19 protein-coding genes are annotated in these 21,693 nt (G+C 68.1%); 6 read left to right on the top strand and 13 right to left on the bottom strand.

The window, feature by feature from the left end; genetic code table 11:
• Positions 1-33: 33 nt before the first annotated feature.
• The 5 genes from ACZK5N_RS11410 (at position 34) to rbsD (ending at position 4,058) form a co-directional block, all read left to right on the top strand.
• Complete coding sequence (locus tag ACZK5N_RS11410; protein ID WP_463624974.1) at positions 34-453, top strand: PfkB family carbohydrate kinase; 420 nt, start codon at positions 34-36, stop codon at positions 451-453.
• Positions 454-617: 164 nt separating this feature from the next.
• Positions 618-1,400 carry an IclR family transcriptional regulator gene (locus ACZK5N_RS11405; protein ID WP_463624973.1) on the top strand — a complete coding sequence of 261 codons (783 nt, stop codon included), beginning with the start codon at positions 618-620 and terminating at the stop codon, positions 1,398-1,400.
• A gap of 95 nt (positions 1,401-1,495) precedes the next feature.
• Entirely contained in the window at positions 1,496-1,651 is a 156-nt protein-coding gene (locus ACZK5N_RS11400) for a hypothetical protein (RefSeq protein ID WP_463624972.1), read from the top strand.
• Between the two features lie 1,124 nt (positions 1,652-2,775).
• Positions 2,776-3,675: a ribokinase gene (locus tag ACZK5N_RS11395; RefSeq protein ID WP_463624971.1), complete on the top strand. Its 900-nt coding sequence runs from the start codon at positions 2,776-2,778 to the stop codon at positions 3,673-3,675.
• The gene (gene rbsD / locus ACZK5N_RS11390; protein WP_463624970.1) at positions 3,672-4,058 is read left to right on the top strand and encodes a D-ribose pyranase; all 387 of its coding nucleotides are present in this window, start codon (positions 3,672-3,674) and stop codon (positions 4,056-4,058) included. Before ACZK5N_RS11395 ends, rbsD begins: the two co-directional genes overlap by 4 nt.
• 80 nt (positions 4,059-4,138) lie before the next feature.
• On the opposite strand, the gene ACZK5N_RS11385 is transcribed toward rbsD, so the two are convergent.
• The 12 genes from ACZK5N_RS11385 to ACZK5N_RS11330 all read right to left on the bottom strand — a co-directional run bounded on the left by ACZK5N_RS11385 (position 4,139) and on the right by ACZK5N_RS11330 (position 20,432).
• On the bottom strand, positions 4,139-5,140 hold the full coding sequence (locus ACZK5N_RS11385; protein ID WP_463624969.1) for a sugar-binding transcriptional regulator: 1,002 nt from the start codon (positions 5,138-5,140) through the stop codon (positions 4,139-4,141).
• A 5-nt stretch (positions 5,141-5,145) separates the two neighbouring features.
• Positions 5,146-6,543 (bottom strand): FGGY-family carbohydrate kinase, encoded by a 1,398-nt coding sequence (locus tag ACZK5N_RS11380; RefSeq protein WP_459018569.1) that lies wholly within the window; start codon positions 6,541-6,543, stop codon positions 5,146-5,148.
• A 94-nt stretch (positions 6,544-6,637) separates the two neighbouring features.
• A complete protein-coding gene (locus ACZK5N_RS11375) occupies positions 6,638-7,651 on the bottom strand; it encodes a D-ribose ABC transporter substrate-binding protein (RefSeq protein ID WP_463624968.1) in 1,014 nt (337 codons plus the stop codon).
• A 63-nt stretch (positions 7,652-7,714) separates the two neighbouring features.
• The gene (locus tag ACZK5N_RS11370) at positions 7,715-8,842 is read right to left on the bottom strand and encodes an ABC transporter permease (protein ID WP_459018567.1); all 1,128 of its coding nucleotides are present in this window, start codon (positions 8,840-8,842) and stop codon (positions 7,715-7,717) included.
• A complete protein-coding gene (locus ACZK5N_RS11365; RefSeq protein ID WP_463624967.1) occupies positions 8,839-10,410 on the bottom strand; it encodes a sugar ABC transporter ATP-binding protein in 1,572 nt (523 codons plus the stop codon). Before ACZK5N_RS11365 ends, ACZK5N_RS11370 begins: the two co-directional genes overlap by 4 nt.
• Complete coding sequence (locus ACZK5N_RS11360) at positions 10,407-11,066, bottom strand: DUF2291 family protein (RefSeq protein ID WP_463624966.1); 660 nt, start codon at positions 11,064-11,066, stop codon at positions 10,407-10,409. Before ACZK5N_RS11360 ends, ACZK5N_RS11365 begins: the two co-directional genes overlap by 4 nt.
• Before the next feature lie 209 nt (positions 11,067-11,275).
• Positions 11,276-12,763, bottom strand: coding sequence for a glycoside hydrolase family 43 protein (locus tag ACZK5N_RS11355; protein WP_463624965.1), 1,488 nt, complete (start codon positions 12,761-12,763; stop codon positions 11,276-11,278).
• A complete protein-coding gene (locus ACZK5N_RS11350) occupies positions 12,760-15,168 on the bottom strand; it encodes a glycoside hydrolase family 3 protein (RefSeq protein ID WP_463624964.1) in 2,409 nt (802 codons plus the stop codon). The genes ACZK5N_RS11355 and ACZK5N_RS11350 overlap by 4 nt, the downstream gene beginning before the upstream one ends.
• 82 nt (positions 15,169-15,250) lie before the next feature.
• Positions 15,251-16,126: an ATP-binding cassette domain-containing protein gene (locus ACZK5N_RS11345; protein WP_459018562.1), complete on the bottom strand. Its 876-nt coding sequence runs from the start codon at positions 16,124-16,126 to the stop codon at positions 15,251-15,253.
• Positions 16,123-17,919: a dipeptide/oligopeptide/nickel ABC transporter permease/ATP-binding protein gene (locus tag ACZK5N_RS11340; RefSeq protein WP_463624963.1), complete on the bottom strand. Its 1,797-nt coding sequence runs from the start codon at positions 17,917-17,919 to the stop codon at positions 16,123-16,125. The genes ACZK5N_RS11345 and ACZK5N_RS11340 overlap by 4 nt, the downstream gene beginning before the upstream one ends.
• Positions 17,916-18,857, bottom strand: coding sequence for an ABC transporter permease (locus tag ACZK5N_RS11335; RefSeq protein WP_463624962.1), 942 nt, complete (start codon positions 18,855-18,857; stop codon positions 17,916-17,918). The genes ACZK5N_RS11340 and ACZK5N_RS11335 overlap by 4 nt, the downstream gene beginning before the upstream one ends.
• Before the next feature lie 15 nt (positions 18,858-18,872).
• Positions 18,873-20,432 (bottom strand): ABC transporter substrate-binding protein, encoded by a 1,560-nt coding sequence (locus ACZK5N_RS11330; RefSeq protein WP_463624961.1) that lies wholly within the window; start codon positions 20,430-20,432, stop codon positions 18,873-18,875.
• Positions 20,433-20,570: 138 nt separating this feature from the next.
• Between ACZK5N_RS11330 and ACZK5N_RS11325 the strand changes: the two genes are divergently transcribed.
• A complete protein-coding gene (locus ACZK5N_RS11325) occupies positions 20,571-21,230 on the top strand; it encodes a TetR/AcrR family transcriptional regulator (RefSeq protein WP_463624960.1) in 660 nt (219 codons plus the stop codon).
• Here ACZK5N_RS11325 and ACZK5N_RS11320 read toward each other — a convergent pair.
• Positions 21,184-21,612 (bottom strand): DUF222 domain-containing protein, encoded by a 429-nt coding sequence (locus ACZK5N_RS11320; protein ID WP_463624959.1) that lies wholly within the window; start codon positions 21,610-21,612, stop codon positions 21,184-21,186. The two genes, ACZK5N_RS11325 and ACZK5N_RS11320, sit on opposite strands and share 47 nt — an antisense overlap.
• Positions 21,613-21,693: the final 81 nt, after the last annotated feature.

Here is a 21,693-nt window from a genome sequence, read left to right as displayed (position 1 = left end):
CTTCGATGAGGTCCGGGCGGGCGTTCCGCCAGTATGCATATTCATTCATTCCTGGGTTTACATTCAAGTATACGCCAGGGCCCATCCATGTCAACGCTTAGGTCGGCGCTCGCCTCGGTAAGGGCGCCAATCAGGCCGGGGCCGCACTCGCGCGCGCCGACAACCATGCTCGGCGCCGTCGGCTCCGACGAATCCCGGCACACGGCGCTGCGACTACTGAACGAGGCGGGGGTTGACATCGAACACGTCCTTAAGCCGCCAGACCCCACCGGTCTCGCCGTGGTGTCGGTGTCGAGCGACGGCGAGAACACGGTCGTGGTGGTGTCGGGGCAAGCGCGCAGGTGTCCGTGCAGCACGTGGAACAGTGGGCTGCGCTCATCAGGGACGCCGACATCGCCGTTTCCCAGGGAGACATTCCGGCCGAGGCCAACGCGGCGGTGGCGACCCGAGTGATGTCAGCGAGAAGTTGCGCTGAACGCAACGCTCTGGAAACTGTGCGACGGGGAGGGTGCCGCGTTGCATTGTGCGCAACGCATCCACGTGTTCCGGTTGTGCGGACGCTTCGCGATGTCTAGCCTCGAGTCATCGGAACAAGGGGCCTTGGAGGGAGGTTGGAGGTGAGTCAGCAGGGCATCGAACGCAGCGGCCTTGAGCGCGGCCTGCGTGTCATCCGTCTTCTCATCGAGTTGGAGAGTGACCCCGCCCTGCAACACCGTGGCCTTTCTGTTCAGCAGGTCTCCTACGAGCTTGGGGTCCACAAGAGCACTGCCTCGCGCATCCTGCGGACGCTCGCCCAGGAAGGATTCGCCGTCGCGCCCGCGCGTTCCCGGCGAGGCTACCGGCTCGGGCCGGCGCTGCGTTCACGGTTCGGCCTCACCACCGCCCAGCGGCGTTTTCGCCATCTCGCTTCGCCGTTCCTGCAGGAACTCGTCGGCCTGACCGGGGAATGCGCACACGGGGCGGTGGCCGCGGACGGCGAGGCTCTGGTCGTGGACGCCATCGAGACGGCCCAGTCGCTGCGTGTCGTGCTGGAGAAGGGCCGGTTGCTGCCCCTCCACTCCACGTCGGTCGGCAAGTGCCTGCTCGCCTGGGAGCTGGCCCCGCTACCCGTCCAGCTACCCGCCCGCACCGGTCACACCATCACCGATCCAGACCTGCTTCGAGATCACCTGGCGACGGTCCGCTCTCTCGGCTACGCCGTCGACAGCGAGGAGAACCACACCGGGGGCTGCGGGATCTCGGCGCCGGTGTTCGAAGGTCAGGACGGACCGCCGGTGGGTTGTATCGGGATAGGCGGCCCCATCCAGCGCATCAACCCAGCAACCATCGAGGACCTCGCAAGGCAAGTCACCCTCGTAGCGAACCAACTCACCCAGGCGATCGTCGACACCCCCGCCTGATCGCCGCCCCACACGTCCCCGGTCGCCGCCGGGGCAGCAAGACCACCCACAACCCGGCCTGGCCCCGCCATGCCCGCACACCGGAGGAACACATCATGAAGACCTCACCATTCGCCGCCGTCAACACCCACGCCGCCGCTGCCGTCATCGCAGTCTTCCTGGTCTTTGCCGTGCTGTTCGGCAACCCCGACCCCACGCCCGTGACCGGCCAGGGCACCGTGGAAGTCTCCCAACAGCAGAGCCTGGGGTGACACTGGAGGAGGTACCAGACGACCACCACCCCCGGATCCATCCTGCGTGAAACAGGGTGCGGGGCCGACGTCGGCGGCCCCCCGACTGACGAATCCCGACGCGTCCCGTCGCCAGCGGAGGGCGGCGGGAGTCCCGAACCGCATGCCCCCGACGCGACTCGCAGCGCGCGTCCGAGTTGACCCCCGACTGGGTCAAGAAGGACCTGTACCCCCTTCTGCAAGGCCCGATTCGAGCCGCGGGGCTTACCCTCCTCCACGACAGCGGCATCGCGATCCCTCTAGGGAACACAAGAGACGAGTTCATCAACGGATCAAACACCGCTCGCGAGTGGCTTCAACCGTCAAGCGGCGGTCTAGACGACGCCGCTTGACCTGTTTCCCGGACCCACGGGCTCGCGTGGCAGCTCTGCCCCCCGCGCGGCAGTTTCGGGCGTTCAGGCGGTTCGTGACTCGACAGTGTCAGCCCGTTCGTTGTGGGGACATGTCCCGTCGAGCTAGAGGGCCGCTCCACCTCAGACGCGGGATCCAACCCGAGCCTCCACCGCGGAGACGGTCCCCCAGTGCCGCCCCCCACGCTCAACCCGGTCCTAGGCCACCACCACTACCGGCACTCCTCCGCGGACAAGGCCACCGCCCACCTCCAGGTGATGAACCTTCCAGACGCGGAAACGCGCCCCCAGTGGCACCCCGTGCTCCACCCGCTGAGCGTGGACTCCCGCACTGGCGTCCCGCCACCGCGGACACCCTCGATGACAGCGGCCATCACCACCGCGGCGCCGATGCAGAACCCGACGACTTATCCGTCCGCGCGGCGGCATGACCGTGACGTCAGCGATGGGTCTTGATGACATTCGATGGCGCAGCGTGGGCCGGTGGATCTTGAGAGGCGCCTGTCGCCGGTGACCAGGGGCGCTTGGAGTGCTACGGAGAGGGCAACGTAGGCGGCGTCGTAGATAGTGAGGTTGTCACGCAGTTCCCCAGCGGGCGGCCCGGCCCGCTTCCCCGAAGGAACGTGTTGAGGCGCGGGGGGGACCACTAGGCTCTCCAGAGCGAGTGATCTCTCGAATCGCCGCCACAGGGTCGCGGGACCTGCGATCACTGACGAGAAATGGGGCTTGAGGAGCATGAACGTTGTTGTCGTCGGTTCGCTCAACGTCGACCTTCACCTGCGGCTGGCCCGACACCCGATCCCGGGGGAAACGCTCCTGGCCGAGGGTGGCAACCTCTCCCCCGGCGGCAAGGGCGCCAACCAGGCCTGCGCCGCCGCCTTGGCCGGTGCGCAAACGACACTGTTGGGGGCGGTGGGCTCCGACGACTCCCGCCACACAGCGCTCCGCCTCCTGAGCGAGGCCGGGGTCGACCTCAGCCACATCGTCGGCGTGGACGGGCCTACTGGCCTCGCCGTGGTTTCAGTCTCCGCCGACGGGGAGAACACCGTGGTCGTGGTGTCTGGAGCCAATGCCCAGGTTGATCCGGCGATGATCCGGCGATGGGCGCCGCTCATCGCAGAGGCCGGCCTGGTGGTTTCCCAGGGCGAGATCTCGGCCGACGCATTGCGTGCGGTCTCGGATGTGGTGTCCGGGCGTTGGCTCCTCAACCTTGCCCCCGTCATCGAACTCGACCCAGCGGTCATCCGTCGAGCCGACCCGTTGGTGGTCAACGAACACGAAGCAGAAGCTGTCCTGGCTCAGCTGGGCGGATCCTACACAGGCGGGCCCCAGGACCTGGTTCTGGCTCTCCGCGCACAGGGAGTGGCCTCGGTCGTGCTGACGCTGGGCGCCCAAGGTGCGCTCATAGCCGGCAAGGAGGGCGTCGACCGCATCACCAGTCCCCGTGTCGATGCGGTCGACACAGTTGGCGCGGGGGACGCATTCACCGGCGCCCTCGCAGCACGCCTGGCCGAGGGCGTCGGGCTGGTTGAGGCCGCGCGCTACGCCGCACGGTTCGCCGCCTACTCAGTTCAGTTCGAGGGCGCCCAGTCCTCCTATCCCCGCCCAGATACCCAACTCCCGGAGATCCCATGAAACGTGCCGGCCTGCTCAACCCCGACCTGGCCTCGGCAATTGCGAGGCTCGGCCACACGGACACCTTCGTCATCGCCGACTGCGGACTGCCCATCCCGGGCGGCGTCCGCGTGATCGACCTGAGCCTGGTCTTCGGGATCCCGCGGTTCGCCGACGTGCTCGGAGCGGTTCTCTCCGAGGTGGTGGTGGAAGGTGCTGTCGCCGCCGAGGAAGCGCGGGCCGGCGAGGTGGGGGCGCTCCTCGCGAGCACCCTGGAGGTCGATGTCGAGTGGGTACCGCACGAGGAGTTCAAGCGGCTGGTGCGGGAGGCGTCATTCGTGATACGCACCGGCGAGTGCACCCCGTACGCCAACCTGATACTGCGCTCAGGGGTTCCCTTCTAGACGACCCCGGGGAGTTGGGAACGCGCTGACATCGCACCCGTTCACCTCCCGTCGGGAGACCGGCGGCTCAGCCCTACTGCCTAGCCGGGCGTTGTTCCGGAGGAGATCAGCGCCCGCGCCGTATTGACGTCGGTGATCAGCACATCGCACCAACCACCGAGGAGCGCCCCGCGGATCGCCGCGAACTTGCTGTGCCCCCCGGCCACGCCTATCCGGCGGGGGATCTTCTTCAGGGTCGCGGCATCGATCCCGAGGGTCCTGTCGTGCAGGTCGTTGTCGACTTGTTGGCCGGCAGCGTCGTAGAAGTTCAGGCACACGTCCCCCACAGCTCCCTGGGCGCTGAGTCCGGCGAGATCCGTGGCGGAGAGGGTGTTGCCGGATGAGACGAGCAGAGGCGAGGGCTGCACGTTTCCGATCCCCACGAGAGCCATCGTCAGATGGGCCCACGAGTCACGGACCGCAGCGATATGCGGGTCGGCCATCAGTGAGTCCCGGACTTGGGGGGAGGACACGACTCCAGGGGCCGGGAAGTAGTTCACCTCACCGCCCGTCACCTGCGCCAGTCGTTCGGCCAGGCGGGTTGCCGACACCTGCGCCCGGGGGTCACCGACACCTCCCAGGAGCTGCACGATCGACTTCGCCGAGCGGGTGGTCCGAGGCGACATCGCGTCGACGACTGCCAAGAGCGAAGTGGACCATGAACTCAACCCCACGCGGTCCGTCGGCAGCATCGTCGACTCGAGGTATCGGGCACCTGCCGCACCGAGCGCGGACAGCAGTCCCGACTCGTCGTCGTCGACACCGGTGACCACGACGTCACGGAGACCGTACGTGTCGCGGACGCGTTCCTCCACCTCGGTGAAGGAACCGGGGGGGTCCACAACGACCGTACGAACCACTCCCACCTGCGTTGCCTCCTTCAGGAGGCGCGAGACCCGCGACTGGCTCATATTGAGCCGGGTGGCGATTTCCGGCTGGCGTAGCCCTCCCTCGTGATAGAGGCGGGCCACCTTCACGATGAGTTGAAGGCGATCGTTCTGCAGCAGTGACGGAGCCACGACGCCGTCGTCATCCCTTGACATGTCGATCAGTGCTCCTGACGGGTAAGCGACAGTGCTGAGGCCCATTCGGCGCGAGCAGCAGCATTGTCGCGCTGAGGCGTGAAACGCGCGGACGGGACGCTGTCGAACTCTACTCCCAGTGTGTCGGCCGCCAGCTGGGCAGCGCCACGGGCAGACAACCCGGCATGGCTCGGCCGCTGGACGGCGCGGCCTCCGAGATCCGCCTGCAGCTGCATGAGGAAGTCGTCGGCGCTCGGTGCGCCGTCGGCGAGGATGACATCGATGGGCCCCGCGGACTCGGCAGCGTCGACCACATCCGTGATCTGGTGGGCGATGGCCTCCATAGCGGCCCGTGCCAGGATCGCCGGATCTGTGCCGAGGTCGAAGCCCACCAGCACGGCGCGGGCATGGGGATCCCAATGGGGGGCGCCGAGCCCCGCGACCGCGGGTACGAGCACCACGCCGTGGTCTTCGGGAGCTGTTCGCGCGAGCGTCGCGAGTTCCTGGACGCTGCGCCCCAGCAGACGAGACAGCCACGCGACGGTGGCGCCACTGGCCAGGATGTTTCCTTCGACGGCGACGGCGGACCGGTTCCCCAGTCGCCACGCGACCGTCCCCACCAGGCCCGGTGGGACGCTCGCCGCATCGTCGACCAGGCCCATGACCGACGAGCCGGTCCCGTAGGTGGCCTTCAGGGCACCGGGGCCCCGAACCCCGTGCCCGTACAGCGCGGCGTGGGAGTCCCCGAGGACGGCCTGGATCCTGCTGCCGGGCAGCACATCCAGCGCGCGGCTCGGTTCGTCCGACGCGGCCACCCGGGGCAGGAGTTCCTGCGGAATGTTGAACAGGCCACACAGCTCTTCGCTCCACTGGCCCGTGGCCAGGTCCAGAAGCTGGGTCCGCGACGCGTTGCCCGCTTCGATCCGGTGTTCACCCGTCAGCCGGGTGACGAGCCAGGAGTCGACGGTGCCGATCGCCAGTTCACCGCGTCGTGACCGGCTGCGATCCGGGTCCACGGCTTCGAGAAGCCACTGCAGTTTGAGTGCCGAGAACATGGGATCCAAGGGCAGGCCACTGATGGCGCGGACTCTGTCCGCATGCTCGGCCAGCTCGGTGACACGGTGCGCAGTGCGCCGGTCCTGCCATCCAAGCATGGGCCCGACAGGTTCGCCCGTGGCCCGGTCCCACACCAGAGCCGACTCGCGTTGCGTACTCAACGCCACCGCCGCCACCTCATGGGCGGACGCGATCTCCGTGATGACCTGCCGCACTCCGTCCAGGATCTCAGTCGCATCCTGCTCGACCCAGCCGGGTCGCGGATGGGCCTGCCCCAAGGGGACCGAAGCGGACGCGAGCGCCGCGCCCGTCGCGTCGAAGAGGGTGGCTTTGGTGCTGCTGGTTCCTTGATCGACCGCGAGGATCACAGGTGTGCCTTTCCGGTGGTGTGGTTGGCGCTCAGCCAGAAGCGGTGACGGGGTGGCGATGATCACCGATCACCACCACCCCGTCAGTGTGTCGTCACTCGAGGGCGAACACCGTGTAGCGGTCTGCATTCGACGCGTCGATCAGGACGCAGTCGATCGACTGCTTCTCCGGCTGGCCGGTCTCGCCGGTGCGGATGAAGGTGTCTGCCTGCTCCACAGCGAGCTCCGAGATCGCGACAGCAGGCTGCAGGCCGGTGGCCAGGAGCTTGCCGTCCTTGATCGCCTGCACCGCATCCGGGGCGCCGTCGAACCCGGCGATCGTGATCTGATCAGCCTTACCCGCCGCATCCACAGCGGCCACTGCGCCGAGAGCCATGGTGTCGTTGGCTGCGATGATCCCGGTCAGGTCGGGGTAGCGCTGCAGGAGTGTCTCGACCTTCGAGAAGGCCTCCTGCTGATCCCAGTTGGCGGTCTCCTGCGCGACCATCTCCATGTCCGTGTACTGGTCGAGCACGCTGTGGAAGGCCTCGGACCGGACGGCCGCGTTGGTATCCGTCTCGCGGCCCTTCAGTTCGACGTACGTGCCCTTGCCCTCGAGCGCAGCGCCGAAGGCCTCGGCCACCAAGGCCGCACCCTGGGAGTTGTTTGCCACGATCTGGGAGGTCGCGAGCCCGGTCTGGTTGATCTCGCGGTCGATGAGGAAGACCGGAATGCCCGCATCCACGGCCTTCTGCACCGCCCCGATCGTGACGTCGGCTCCGGCGTTGTCGAGGATGATCGCGACGGCCCCGTTCGAGATCGCGGAGTCGATCAGCTCGGACTGCTTGTTCGGGTCGTCATCGTGGGAGTCGGACGTGGTCTCGTAGCCGAGTTCCTCGGCCTTGGCGACGGCAGCGTCCGCCTCCGCCTTGAAGAAGGCGTTGGAGTGGGAAGGGGTGATGACGGCGATCGTGCCACCCGCTTCAGCCGCGGGCTGAGTGGACTCGGCGGCCGAGGTCGAGGGTGCGGCGGTTGTGCTCGTCGGCGATTCTGAGGTGCCGGCGCAGCCGGCCAGAGCGAAGGAGGCCGCGATGAGGGTTGCGGCCAGGGAAAGAAGGGGTGTGCGCATTGTTTTCTCCATCGTGAACGTGCGCGGATATCGGAGTGGACTTGCTGACCGGCGGTCAGATGACTAGGCGGAGACGGACGGGGCTGCCACCTCCTTCTCTCGACGGACGCTCGCTGCCGCTGCGGCCGCCGCTCGCGCGGTCTGCAGTCGCTGTTGGACCTGGTCGAGCATGACCGCCAGGACGATGACGGCGCCCTTGATGAACACCTGCCAGAAGCTCGAGACTCCCACCAGCACCAGGCCGTCGGAGAGGAACCCGATGACGAACGCGCCGATCAAGGTGCCCTTGACGCTGCCTCGTCCGCCCGCGAGCGAGGCGCCGCCGATCACGACCGCGGCGATGGCGTTGAGTTCGAAGGACGTGCCGGCTTGGGGCGCGGCGGAGGTGAGCTCGGATGCGATGATCAACCCCGCCATCGCCGCACAGGCACCGGAGATCATGTAGACCGTCGTCGTGACACGCTTCACGGGCACGCCGGACAGTTCGGCCGCCCGGGGGTTGCCGCCAGTGGCGTAGAGCCAACGCCCGAAGGGGGTCTTGGCGATGAGCAGCCACACCGCGATCGCGATGACGATCATGAGCCAGACCTGCGTGGGTACGCCCAGCGGCCGGCCGGTCCCGATGAACCAGAAGCCCGTGTTGCCGATGGCGGGATCGCCCTTGAGGTTAGGGAAGGTCGAGCCGTTGGAGATCAGCAGTGCGGCACCGCGCGCCATGTACAGCGTGCCGAGCGTGGCGATGAATGGAGCGACGTTCAGCCTGGTCACCAGAGTGCCGTTGAGCCATCCGACCACCGTGCCCACCAACAGGGCCACGAGAACGACGACCAGGACCGACGGGTAGGCGTTGACGTTGAACAGGTCACCGATGCCGAGGCCGACCCCGTCCAGCATCACACCCGCGACGATTCCGGAGAGGCCGACGATGGAGCCCACCGACAGGTCGATACCTCCGGTGAGGATGACCAGGAGCATTCCCAGAGCCAGGATGGCGTTGTACGCCACATGCCGCGTCATCGTGAGCAGGTTCGAGCCCGACAGGAATGCGTCCGACAGGCTGGCGAAGACGACTATCAGGATCAGCAGGGCGATGAACGCTCGTTGGTCGAGGATGAACTCCCCGATCGAACGGTCGCCGAGGATCGATCGGGTGAGACCCCTTTGCGGATTCCCGGTTGCGGCTGAGCTCATCGGGCTTGTCCTTCCATCGTGTGTTCAAGGGCGACGAGCTCTGAGTCGTCGGCCGCGGCGAGCACGTGCTCGCGCGTGGCGTGGGCGGGCGACATCTCGGCGACGATCCGGCCTCGCGACATGATGAGGAGGCGGGAGGTCGAGTTCAGCGCCTCCGCTACTTCCGATGTGGCGAAGAGAACGGCGACGCCTTCGGTGGCAAGTTCAGCCATGAACGCGAAGATGTCCGCCTTGGCCCCCACGTCGACCCCGCGGGTCGGTTCATCCAACAGGATGACTTTGGGCTTGGTCAGGAGGGCCTTGCCCACGACGACCTTCTGCTGGTTGCCGCCGGACAACGAGCCGATGGGCGCCCCCTGGCCTGACGCCTTGACCCTCACGGAGGCGATCACCTCGTCATTGCGCACGCGTTCTCGCGCGCTGTTGGTGATGAAGCGGCGGGTGAATGCAGCAACAGAGGCCAGCGACAGGTTGACGCCCACCGACTGGCCCTGGATCAGGCCGTCCTTCTGACGGTCCTCCGGCACGAGGAACATCCCACGGTCGATCCGCTGACGAATGCTCGTCGCTGTGATGTCTTCACCGAACAGCATGATCGCCCCTGCTTGAGGCTTGTTGCGTCCGATGAGGGTTTCGAACAGTTCCGTTCTACCGGCCCCCATGAGTCCGTAGACGCCTACCACCTCACCGGCACGGACTTCCAGGGACAGGTCATCGACGGCGAGACGCCCGGGCTGGCTGGGGTCGGCCAGAGTCAGCCCCTCGACCTCCAGCGCCACGTCGCCGATCTCGGCGTCGATCGCTGTGAACAGGTCGTCGTGCGCGCGTCCCACCATCGCGGAGACGATCCACCCGATGTCGATGTTGGCGATCTCCTCGGTGGCCACGACCGAACCGTCCCGAAGGACCACGGCGTGGTCTCCGATCTCCAGCGTCTCGTCCAGGTGGTGGGAGATGTAGACGATCGCCACCCCCTTCGACGTCAGATCACGGATGACACCGAACAACACCTCGACCTCGGTGGCCGACAGTGCCGACGTCGGCTCGTCCATGATCAGGACCCTCGCCTCCTGATCCAGGGCGCGGGCGATCTCCACCAACTGCTGCTGACCCAGCCGAAGGTCGCCGACGATCGACCGGGGGCTGATCGGTTCCTTCAAGCGGGCGAGGGCGGCCTCGGCACGCCTACGCTGAGCCTGCGTATCCACCAGACCCCCGCGGGTGAGTTCGCGCCCGAGGAAGATGGACTCGGCCACCGTCAGGTTGGGGCTGAGATTCAGTTCCTGGTGGATGATCGCCACGCCGCGCGCAACCGCAGCGGTCGGGCTGGAAAAGGTGACACCCTCCCCATCCAAGGTGAGGGTCCCGTCGGTAGGTGGCTCGATGCCCGACATGACGCGCATCAGGGTGGACTTGCCTGCGCCGTTCTCGCCGAACAGGACCGTGACCTTGCCCGCCCGGATGTCGAAGTCGACATTGCGAAGCGCGCGTGTTCCGCCGTAGACCTTGGAGACGTTTCGCGCAGACATGACCACCTGGTCGACCGCAGCGGCAGGGGTAGGACTCATGACACCGTCTCGATGGAGATGGGCGTGATCTTGACGTGCGTCTCGTTGTCGTGGGTGAAGGCGCCGAGCACGGTCACCTCCTGGCCCAGGAGCGAATCGAAGTCGGTCTCGCTGAGGACGGTCTCCTTGACCCTGTTGTTGAGTTCGGTGGCGACCGAAGCGAAGTCGATCTGGTTGAGGAACATCTCGAAGGTCATGAGGCCGGTGGCATCCCGGATCGCGGTCCCCGTGACCGCGGGCCCGGTCTGCACTCCGACGGTGACGTCCGGGATCCCCGCGACCTCAAGCCCTACCTCGCCGAACGATCCCTCCACGACGGTGCCCGTCACACGGACCGGGAACGAGTACGGGGATCCACCATTGCGGAACCCATAGTCCTCTGCCGAACCCTCGTCCGCCGCCAACTCGTCGAGCAACGTGGGCAACTCGACGGCCTTCGCCTCGATGGCGGGGACGACCTCGGCATCGTAGGACGCCTGCGCGTACGCCACCGGATCGGAGACGACGTCGCTGTCGGCGACAGCGTCGGTGAAGGGTTCGGTGCCGGGAGCGTAGAACCTTGTCCCAGCGAGAATGGCCACCAGGAGGACCGCCATGATCGCCATCCGCGACAGCGCCGGCCGCTTCCACAATGGAATGGTTCCTGATGATTGCATGTGTCACTTCCCTGTGAGGGTGAATACATACTCACCGTTGCACTGATGCCAGTCTTCCACGGGTCGGGTATCCTGTCAATGACGAATAGGCTAGCGCGCCAGGCAATGCAGGCATGTGGCATCGAAAGTCACGCACTCAGGCGCCGACACAGAAGCGGCCCGCCCACCCGTGAGGGTGTGGGCGGGCCGCTGTGGGTGCGTGGTCCAGATCAGGAATTGTCGCCGCGGTAGTCGATCCGGTCGACGGCCACCGTCCCCTGCGTCGCGTAGACGCCGAACACGCGCCCCGTGAACGAGGCGGCCACCTCGTTGGACAGGTAGCGGCCGTCCACCTCCTCCATCACCGTGACGGAGCCGTCAGCGCCCAGGAAACCGAGGGAGACCATGTCCGACGACTGGTGGCCCATTCCCTCCGCCCGCGCCGGCGCGGAGGACAGGACGAGCGTGACCACCTCGTCCGGCACCTCCACGGACGACTCGCGGACGAAGCCCGGGACGACTGCCCTCGCAGTCATCCTCCCGTTGCCCGCTTCGACCTCGTAGTGGAAGCCCTCGTCGTAGCGCACCGCGAGGCCGCCGACGCCCTGGGAAGCATCCACGACGGCGCGGATCTCGCACGTCTGGTGTTCCTGGCGGTGACCGACGAAGACCGGGCGGAAGGCGCCCATCCCGTCGCCTTCGCCGCTGAGCGTGAGCCAGCCTGGCCGGGAGGTGAGTTCCGCCACCTGATCCGGGCGACGGCGCACGCCCATCCACTCCGGCCCGAGCGGTCCGTCGAAGTCCTCGGACCACCCGAAGCCGGCGCGCGGGTTGAGCTCCACCGGATCGATCTCGAGCCAGTCGTCGCCGTTCCAGCGGGCCGGGGAGATGAACGTCTCTCGACCCAGCGCGGAGAAGGAGCGCACCATGCCGCGCGGGCGGGTGCCGAGCATCACGACGTACCACTGGCCGTCCGGCCCCTCGACGAGGTCGCCGTGGCCGGTGCACTGGACCGGCCTGGCGGTCCCGCGGGCGGTGACCAACGGGTTGGCCGGGCACGACGTGAACGGCCCCTCGGGGGCGGTGGCGCGTGCGATCGAGATCGAGTGCCCCCGCTCGGTGCCGCCCTCGGCCACCATCAGGTACCAGTAGCTGCCGATGTGGTAGAGGTGCGGCGCCTCCGGGAACATCCCCCCGTCACCGGACCACAGGGACCGCTTCTCCCCCAGCACCTCGCCGGTGGCGACGTCCACGCGGATCTGCTCGATGCCGCGGTGGGCGCCGATGTCGGGGCCGGAGAGCACCAGGCCGGAGTAGGTGACGTAGGCGTTGCCCTCGTCGTCCCAGGCGAGGTCGGGGTCGATCCCCTCCAGGTCCACCACGACGCCGTCGCTCCACTCGCCGGCCGGATCGGTGGCGGTGAAGATGCACGTGCCGCGGCCGGCGGTGTCGGTGACGATGAGGTGGAACAGCCCGTCGTGGTGCCGGATGGTGGGCGCCCACACGCCGAGGTTGGTGGGCGCGTTCGGCACCCCCAGCTGCACGTCCCGCACCGCCACGTTGGCCACATGGGCCCAGGTGACGAGGTCCCGGGAATGGTAGATGGGCAGGCCCGGGAGGTACTCGAACGTGGAGGTGGCGAGGTAGTAGTCGTCGCCGACGCGCACGATGCTCGGGTCGGGGTTGAAGCCGGGGAGGAGGGGGTTGGGCAGTGTCACGACAGTTCAACTTCCATGGTGAGGGGGGTGTCGGTCACGCTCGCACCGACGTGGAGCGCGAAGACGCCGGGCTCCAGTTGCCATCCGCCGTCGAAGTGCTGGAACCGACGACGCGCGACTGTGACCTCGACGGTGGCGCTCTGGCCTGCGTCGAGGCGGACGGGGGCGAAGCCGGCCAGCCACCTGACCGGGCGGTCCACGGCGGTGTCCGCTCGGGAGGCGTAGACCTGCACCACGTGCTTGCCGGCGCGGGTTCCCGCGTTGGTGACCTCCACCTTCACGACGACGTCCTCGGCCACCCCGGCGGTGGCGTCGGCGAGCTCCCATGACGTGTAGCCGAGGCCGTGACCGAACTCGAAGGCCGGGCTGACGCCGGCCTTGAGCCAGGCACGGTGGCCGATATGGATCCCCTCGTCGTACCGCAGGGCGCCCCCTTCGGGGGTGCAGTTGAGCACCGGCACGTCCGCGAGCCTGGCGGGCCAGGTGGTGGGCAGCCGGCCGCCCGGCTCGGCCAGGCCGAGGAGAACGTCGGCGATGGCGTTGCCGAACTCCTGGCCGCCGAAGTAGCCCAGCAGGACTGCGGCGACATCGTCGCGCCAGGGCATGAGCACAGGAGAGCCCGAGTTGACGATGACGATGGTGCGCGGGTTGGCGGCCGCGACGGCGCGGACCAGGTCGTCCTGGTGGCCGGGCAGGTCGAGGTTCTCCCGGTCGTAGCCCTCTGACTCGACCTTGGAGTTGGTGCCGACCACCACGACGGCGGCGTCCGCCGCCGCCGCGGCCTCGGCGGCCTCGCGGATCAGGTCCTCCGGGTTGTGGTTGGACGGCGCCGTGCCGAAGGTGAGGCCGATGGCGCCGGCCACGGCGAACTGGGTGGACCCGAGGTCGAACTCGACGCGCAGGTCGACGGCCTGACCGGCGGTGAACTGCACCGGGCGGGTCTCCGACGGGGGCGCCAGCAGCGCCGCCCCCAGGTCGGTGCCCGTGACGATGGGCTGGTCCTCGAAGAGGAGCTCGCCGTCGACGAAGACGCGGCCGCGCATCGACGTGGCGAAGCCGAGCTCCCGCTCCTCGGTGACGTCAGGCGTGAACCGGGTGTCGAGGGCCAGGACAGAGGACCGCTGGATGACGTCCACGCCGCCGCCGAACCAGGTCAGCGAGGTGGCGAAGCGGTCCTCGGTCATCAACTCGTTGCCGTCGGCGTCGAGGAAGCTCGCCACCAGGCCGGGCCCGCCCGTGCGCGGGTTGGTCAGCTGGTCCGGGTTGAGGGCCGCGACACCTTCCTGCACCACCGCCCCGAGGCTGTAGGTGACCTGGGCGCCCGGCAGCGCGGCGCGAAGCCCGTCGAGCGGATTGACCACACGCTCCGGGATGACGGTGGCGCTGCCGCCGCCTTGCGTGCGGGCCTCGTCGGCGTTGTGGCCGATGAGCGCCACCGTGGCCAGCGCGCCGCCGTCCAGCGGGAGGATGCCGTCGTTGGAGAGCAGCACCATGCCTTCGGCCGCGGCGCGGCGCACGAAGGCGATCCCATCCACGTCGGCCGGAGCCTTCGACCGCGCGTCACCCAGGGCGCCGACACGCTCCGCCAGCAACAGCAGCCGCGCCACGTGTCGGTCGATGGCCTCCTCGGACACCTCTCCGGCCTCGACGGCCTTCAGCAGCGCCGCTCCCCACACGCCGGGGGCCGGCATCTCGAGGTCCTGCTCCGCGTCGGCGGCGGCGGTGCTGCGCACCGCGGTCCAGTCGCTGACCACCACGCCGTCCCAGCCCCACTCGCTGCGCAGGGGGTCCCGCAGCAGGGCGTTCTCGGTCATGGTGGCACCGTTGACGGAGTTGTAGGCGCTCATGATCGACCAGGTGCCGGCTTCGACTGCCCGCTCGAACGGGGCGAGGTACAGCTCACGGAGCGTCCGCTCGTCAGCGACGACGTCCACGGTGAAGCGGTCGGTCTCGAAGTCGTTGGCCACGTAGTGCTTCGGGGTGGCGGCCACACCGTTGTCCTGCAGGCCGGCCACGTAGGAGGCGGCCAGTTCTCCGGTGAGCACCGGGTCCTCGCTGAAGCACTCGAAGTGACGGCCGCCCAGGGGCGAGCGGTGCAGGTTGATGGTGGGGCCGAGAACCCAGTCCACGCCCTTGCGACGCGCCTCTGCCGCCGCCGCCGCCCCGTACTCACCGGCAAGCCTGGTGTCCCAGGAGGAGGCCAGCGCCGTCGCCGACGGCATGTTCAGTGACGGGGACCGCTCGTCCCAGACCGGCCCGCGGACGCCGGAGGGGCCGTCGGACAGCGTCATCTTCCGGAGCCCGATCTCGGGAACCTCGATGGTGGTCCAGAAGTCCTCACCGGTGAGGAGCCGGATCTTGGTGGGCAGGTCGAGCGTTGCCACGAGGGCGTTGATGTCTGACATTGGTTCTCTCTCATCGTGGAGTCGAGGGGTGTGGGTGCCAGGGAGGCCGCAGCCCGCGCCCTCCATGGCAATGTCGTGCGGTTCAGAGCGCGTCGAGCTCCAGCCCTGCGCCGGCCTGTTCCTTCATGGCCGCCTGCTCGGCGAGCATCCGCAGCCGCTGGGCGCGCCGCTGCTCCTGGCGGTCGGGGTCAGGGACGGGGGCCGCCATGAACAACCGCTGCGTGTAGGGGTGCTCGGGGTGCTTGGTCACGGCGTCGACGAGGCCGGACTCGACGATCTCGCCCCGGTACAACACGGCCACCCGGTGGCTGACGTGCCGCACGACGGCGAGGTCGTGGGTGACGAAGAGCAGTGCCACGCCGGTGGCCTCCTGGATCTCGACGAACAGGTCCAACACGCGGGCCTGCGTCGACAGGTCCAGCGCCGAGACCGCCTCGTCAGCGACGATCAGCTTCGGATCCAGGGCCAACGCACGGGCGATGGCGATGCGCTGCCGCTGGCCGCCGGAGAACTCCTTGGGGAGCCGGCTACCGGCATCGGTGGGCATGTGGACCTTGTCCAGTAGGTCCTTCACCCGTGCCCGCGCCGCCTTGCCCTCCACACCGTTGGCTGTGAGGGGCTCGGCGAGGATCTGCTCGATCGTCATCGACGGGTTGAGCGACGAGTAGGGATCCTGGAAGACCACCTGGATGTCCTTGGCCAGCTTCCGGCGCTCCCGACGGTGCAGATGCGAGATGTCCTGGCCGTCGAAGGTGATGGACCCGCCGCTGACCGGGGCAAGCCCGAGGACGGCCCGGCCCAGCGTGGTCTTGCCGGATCCGGACTCGCCCACCAGCCCCACCGTCTCGCCCGGCTGGATGTCCAGGGAGACGGACTTGAGGGCGTGGAAGGGCTTGCGTCCGCCGCCACCTGGGTAGATGACGTCGAGGTTCTTGACCTCAAGCAGTGAGCGGCTCATGCGACGCCTCCTTGGACGAGTGGGGGGCGGACGGGTCCGTCCTCGTCGAGCATGGCGTCGAGGAGGGAGCGGGTGTAGTCGTGCTTCGGGGACGTGAAGATCGAGCGGACGGGCCCGGTCTCCACGATCAGCCCCTCCTTCATCACCGAGACGCGGTCGCAGAGGTCCGCGACGACACCGAAGTTGTGCGTGACCAGGAGCACGGCCATGTGGAACTCGCTCTGCAGGTCCCGGATGAGGTCCAGCACCTCGGCCTGGATGGTGACGTCGAGGGCCGTGGTGGGCTCGTCGGCGATGAGCAGGTCCGGGTCCGAGGACACGGCGCCGGCGATGAGGACGCGTTGCGCCATGCCGCCGGAGACCTGGTGGGGGTACGCGTTGAACGTGCGCTCAGGCTCGGGGATTCCCACCCGCTCCAAGAGAGCGAGCGCCCGGGCCTTGGCGGCCTGCTTGTCCAGCCCCATCGTCGTGCGGAGGGGCTCGACGAGCTGGCTGCCGATGGTGAACATCGGGTCCAGGTTGCTCATCGGCTCCTGCGGAATGTAGGCGATCTTCTTGCCCCGCACGGCCGCGTGGCCGCGGGCGCTGCCGGAGACCAGGTCGGTGCCCTCGAACACGATGGACCCGCCGAGGACCCGCCCACCCGTCGGGAGGAGCCCCAGCACAGCGAAAGACGTCTGGGTCTTTCCGGAGCCGGACTCACCGATCAGTCCGTGGACCTCGCCGCGCCTGATCGTGAGGTCCACGCCGTGCACCACCTCGATGACGCTGCCGTCGGGCTGGTCGTAGCCCACCCGCAGGTCCTTGACTTCGAGCAGCACCTCGCCGGTGCGCTCCGCGATGCGGGCGTCGTCGTCGTGGCGGAGGGAGGCCGGGGCCGCCTTCTGCTGGGGGTCGGACCGCTTCTTCTTCCGGCCCGCGGTCGCGGTGCGCTCCAGGGCGTCGCGCATGGCGTTGGCCAGCAGCGTCAGGGAGATCGTGGTCAGGCCGATGGCCAGCGACGGCCACAGCATGTTGATCGGCTGGCGGTACATGACCTCGAACCCGTCCTTGAGCATCGAACCCCAGGTGGGGGTCTGCGGATCACCGATGCCGAGGAACTCGAGGCCGGACTGGATGGCGATCGCGATAGCCATGATCATCGAGGCCTGGATGATGATCGGAGCCCGGACGACGCCGAGGATGTGCCGGCTCATGATGCGCGCGTCGGACAGGCCGGCCACGCGGGCCGCGTCGACGTAGAGCTCCTCGCGCACCGCACTGACCGAGGCGTAGACGAGCCGGTAGAACGACGGGCTCATGAGGAGGCCGAAGATCACCATGGACCAGTACACCGACGGACCGACCACCGCTCGTGCGGCCAGCAGGACGATGATGCCGGGGAGAGCCATGGTGAGCGAGGTCACCCACGTAAAGGTGGTGTCCAGCCAGCCCTTGTAGTAGCCGGCCAGGAGGCCGGCGGTGACGCCGATGACGAGGGCGACGACGAGGGCGACGAGCGCCGCCCCGATGGAGATCTGGGTGGCGGAGAGCAGCCGGGAGAAAATGTCGCGGCCGGCACCGTCGTACCCGAGCAGGGACCCGTCCCCGGCGGGGGCGAGGATCTTGTACGCGTCGGCGCGGTTGCCGTCGAGGGGGGCGAGCATCGGGCCGAAGACCGCGGCCACACCGATGATGCCGAGGAAGGCGATCGCGGCCACGGCCACCGGGTTGCGGAACACGCGGCGCAGGACGCCTGACCGCTTGGCGGCGCGGGGCGCGACCGGTATCTGGAGCGGGGCTTCTTGGCTCATCCGAGTCTCACCTTCGGGTTCAGCAGGCCTTGTGCGATGTCGATCAGGAGGTTGACGATGATGACGATGACCGCCGTGGCCACCACCAATCCCATCACCATGGGGATGTCGCCCTGCGTCGTGGCGCCGACCGAGAGCTGGCCGAGGCCGGGCATCTGGAAGACCTGCTCGACGATGACGGCGCCGCCGAGCATGCCGATGAACTGGACGTTCAACACCGCGAGTGCGGGGCTGAGGGAGTTACGGAGGACGTGCTTGAAGACCACGCTCCGGGTACCCAGACCCCGCGAGCGGAGAGTGCGGACGTAGTCCCTCTGCAGCGCGTCGACCACGGATCCCCGGATCTGTTGCGCGACCGAGGACGAGCCGCCGATGGCGAGCGCCGTGATCGGCAGCGCCACCGAACGGGCCCAGCCCCCGAATCCGTCCCTCAGCGGGGTGAAGCCGGTGGCGTTGAACCAGCCGAGTTCGATGGCGAACACGAAGACCAGGCCCACCGCGATGAGGAAGCCGGGAACGGCCATGCCGAGCACGGTCAGGAACTGGATGCCGCGATCCACCCAGCCACCGGACAGCGCCGCCAGGACTCCGAGGATCACCGCCACCAAGGCGGTGATGAGCGTGGCACCGACGACCAGCGAGAGCGTCACCATGAGGCGGCTGGTCACGCCGTCGATGACGAGCTGCCCGGAGAACCAGGACCGGCCGAAGTCCCCGGTGAGGGCGTTACCGAACCAGGCTCCGTACTGCTCCCAGATGGGGCGGTCCAGACCGAGTTGTGCCGCCTTGGCCGCCACCTGTTCCTGGGTGGCGGTCTGTCCGACGAGTCGACGGGCGATGTCGCCACCGCCGAGATACAGCAGGAGGAACGCCAGGGTGGTGATGGCGAAGACCAGCACCACCCCGGCGAGCAACCTGCGTCCGATGAAACGCAGCATGTGTCCCAGTTCCGATCAGGCCGGCTTGGTGTCGTAGAGGTTGGGGATGGTGTTCGTGGGGAGCATCGTCACCGTGGTCTCGGGATCGGTGGCGATCACGCCGTTGACCCGGTAGAAGGGGGCGAACCATGCCTCCTCGACGATGTGGGTGTTGAGTTCCTTGATCAGCTCGTCACGACGGGAGTCATCCGCGGTCCGGTACTCGTCCAGGATCTCGGCGACCTTGGGGTCGGCGTACTTGAACGGGTTGAACACGGCGGTCTCGGCGATCATGAACTGCGTCAGCTGCCAGTCGGGGTTCTGCTCAAGCGCCATGAATGCCGCGGAGAACTTCGGGGCAAGCAGGTCTGCAATGAAGTTCTGGCCGGGCTGGACGTCGTTGACGGTGATGTTGATCTCCGACAGGGCCTGGGCGACGAGCGCGTACACCGTGCTGCCCAGGATGGGGGAGCTGGGCATGTCCATGGAGAACCCGGCCTCGTAGCCGGCCTCAGCCATCAGGGACTTGGCCTTCTCGATGTCGTAGGGGTAACGCTCGTCGAGCGCCTCGTCGTAGGCGGCCGAGGTGGGCGGGAACACCTGGCCCGTGACCGTGCCGTAGCCGAGCGCCACGGCCTGGAGCATCGCAGGGCGGTCGAAGACATGGTTGATGGCCTGCCGGACCCGGACGTCGCCCAGCTCGGGGGTCTGCACGCCGCCGCGGTCGAGCAGCAGCAGGCCCTGGAAGTCGAGCTCGTTCTTGTTGAGCGTCCAGCCGGCGCCCTCGGCCTCCGGGAAGGTCTCTGCGGAGGAGAGCTTGGCGTAGTTGACCTCACCGGCGCGCAACGCGTTGAGCATCGCGGTGGTGTCCTGGAACACGCGCATGACGATGGTGTCGTAGTGCTGCACGTCGGGGTTCCAGTAGCCGTCGCGCTTGACGAAGGTGTAGCTGGTGTTGGTGACGGTGTTGGCCAAGTCGAGCGTGTAGGGGCCGGAGCCGACGGGGTTGGTGGCCAGATCCGCGTTGGAGAGCGCGGCGGGGCTCGCCACGAGGCCGGCGGTGCGCGTCAGGTAGTTCAGGAAGGCCGGGTCGGGGGCCGTGAACGTCACGACGACCGTGGACTCGCCGTCGGCCGTGATGGTGTCCACGTTGGTCATGTAGCCGGCGTCGGGGCCGGTGCCGTCCTTGAACCGGTTCATGCTCAGGGCCGCGGCCTCGGCGGTCAGCTTCTCGCCGTCGGAGAACTTGACATCGTCGCGCAGGGTCAGGGTGAGGGTGGTCTGCGCCTCGTCGTACTCGAACTTGGTGGCGAGCCAGGGCTCGATGGTGTTCTCCGGCGTGGCCACCAGCATCGTGTCGTATGCCGCCTGGTAGAAGGGCAGGCGGTTGCCCCATTCGGCGATGGCCGGGTCGAAGGACATGGGGGCGGCGATGAGGCCCATCACGAGCTGGCCCCCTCCGGTGCCGCTGCCGCTGGGAGTGGCCCCACCGCTCTGCGTGCCGGTCCCTGCGTCGTCGGAGCAGGCGGTGGTGATTCCCAACGCGGCCACTGCGACAGATGCGGCGCCGATCTTGAGGAAGTCCCTACGGATCATCTTTGGTCCCTTCACACTGTGGCCGCCGCACCCTTGCTGCGACCTGTGGAGGAACCCTAGCAAGAAAACCGAGCAAGTGGTAGGTTTTGATATGAAGTCGTTACAATCGTTCCGACGCGCGGACCAAAGGAGGTTGCCATGACGCTGTCGCCGATCGTCTCGGAGGAGGCCGCCACAGGCCCGCGCGGCGCCTACCGCAAGACGGCGGTCACACGTGCCCGGATCCTCGATGCCGCCCTGGAGGTATTCGGGGAGAAGGGATACGAGAGCGGATCATTGCGGGAGGTCGCAGCGCTCGCCGACATCAGTCAGGCCGGTCTACTCCACCACTTCCCGAACAAGGTGGCCCTGCTGTCGGCCGTACTGGAACGCCGGGACGAAGGAGCGAGCGACGAGACCGCCGCGACACCACCCGGGATCCACAGCCTGGGCGCACTGGTGGACTATGCACGGCAGAGCGCGTTCAAGCCTGGCGAGATCGAACTCTTCGCGGTCCTGTCCGCCGAGGCGACCCGCCCCGAGCACCCGGCCAACGCCTACATGCGGCGCCGCTACGAGTGGGTCACCGACATCGCGGTGGAGTCGCTGACCGCCGCACGCGACCAGGGCCACCTGAAGCCCGACGCTGACCCGCTGAGGGTTGCGTCGCAGATGTTCGCCCTCTGGGACGGGCTCCAGATCCAGTGGCTACTGAAGGTCAACGACGTCAATATCGCCGAGGGGATCGAGCACTTCCTCGACCTGCACCTCGTCAAGCCCCTCCGCGAACTCCTCCGCGAGGCCGCGGCCGAACGCTGAGTGTTGTCCCCTCCCCCCACCCCCCCCCCCGGGGGGCGGCGGTGCAGCCGGGGAACACACATCCCTGGTCCCGCTGCAGCAGCGCCCCACGGATCGCGGGGGTGAACAGGCGATGGGCCCGGCCCACATCCAACGGCCGAGACGCCGAGCCGAGCACGACGGGGATCAGCCCGGCATCGCAGGCCAGGCGGCGGGCCTCCGCGGCGGATAGCCCTTCCGCCCCTTCCGCCCCGCCCGCCCCGCCGGTGTCGAGGAGGGTGACCGTCCCGAGACCAGTGGTCAGCGTCTCCAGGTCCAGGGTGATGTGGACCTGGGGCCGGTCCATCCGACCCCAACGACCCCGCGACACCCCACAGCGCAGCGATGTACCGCTGCCCCACATCCCGCATCGAATCGCTCACGCGTACTATTCTAGCACCAGCGCTCGGGGCTTGAAAGAGCCACGGCATGAAATTTCCGGGGC

This window comes from Tessaracoccus pujii, assembly GCF_055326215.1.
This window is presented reverse-complemented; position numbering and strand designations above follow the sequence as displayed.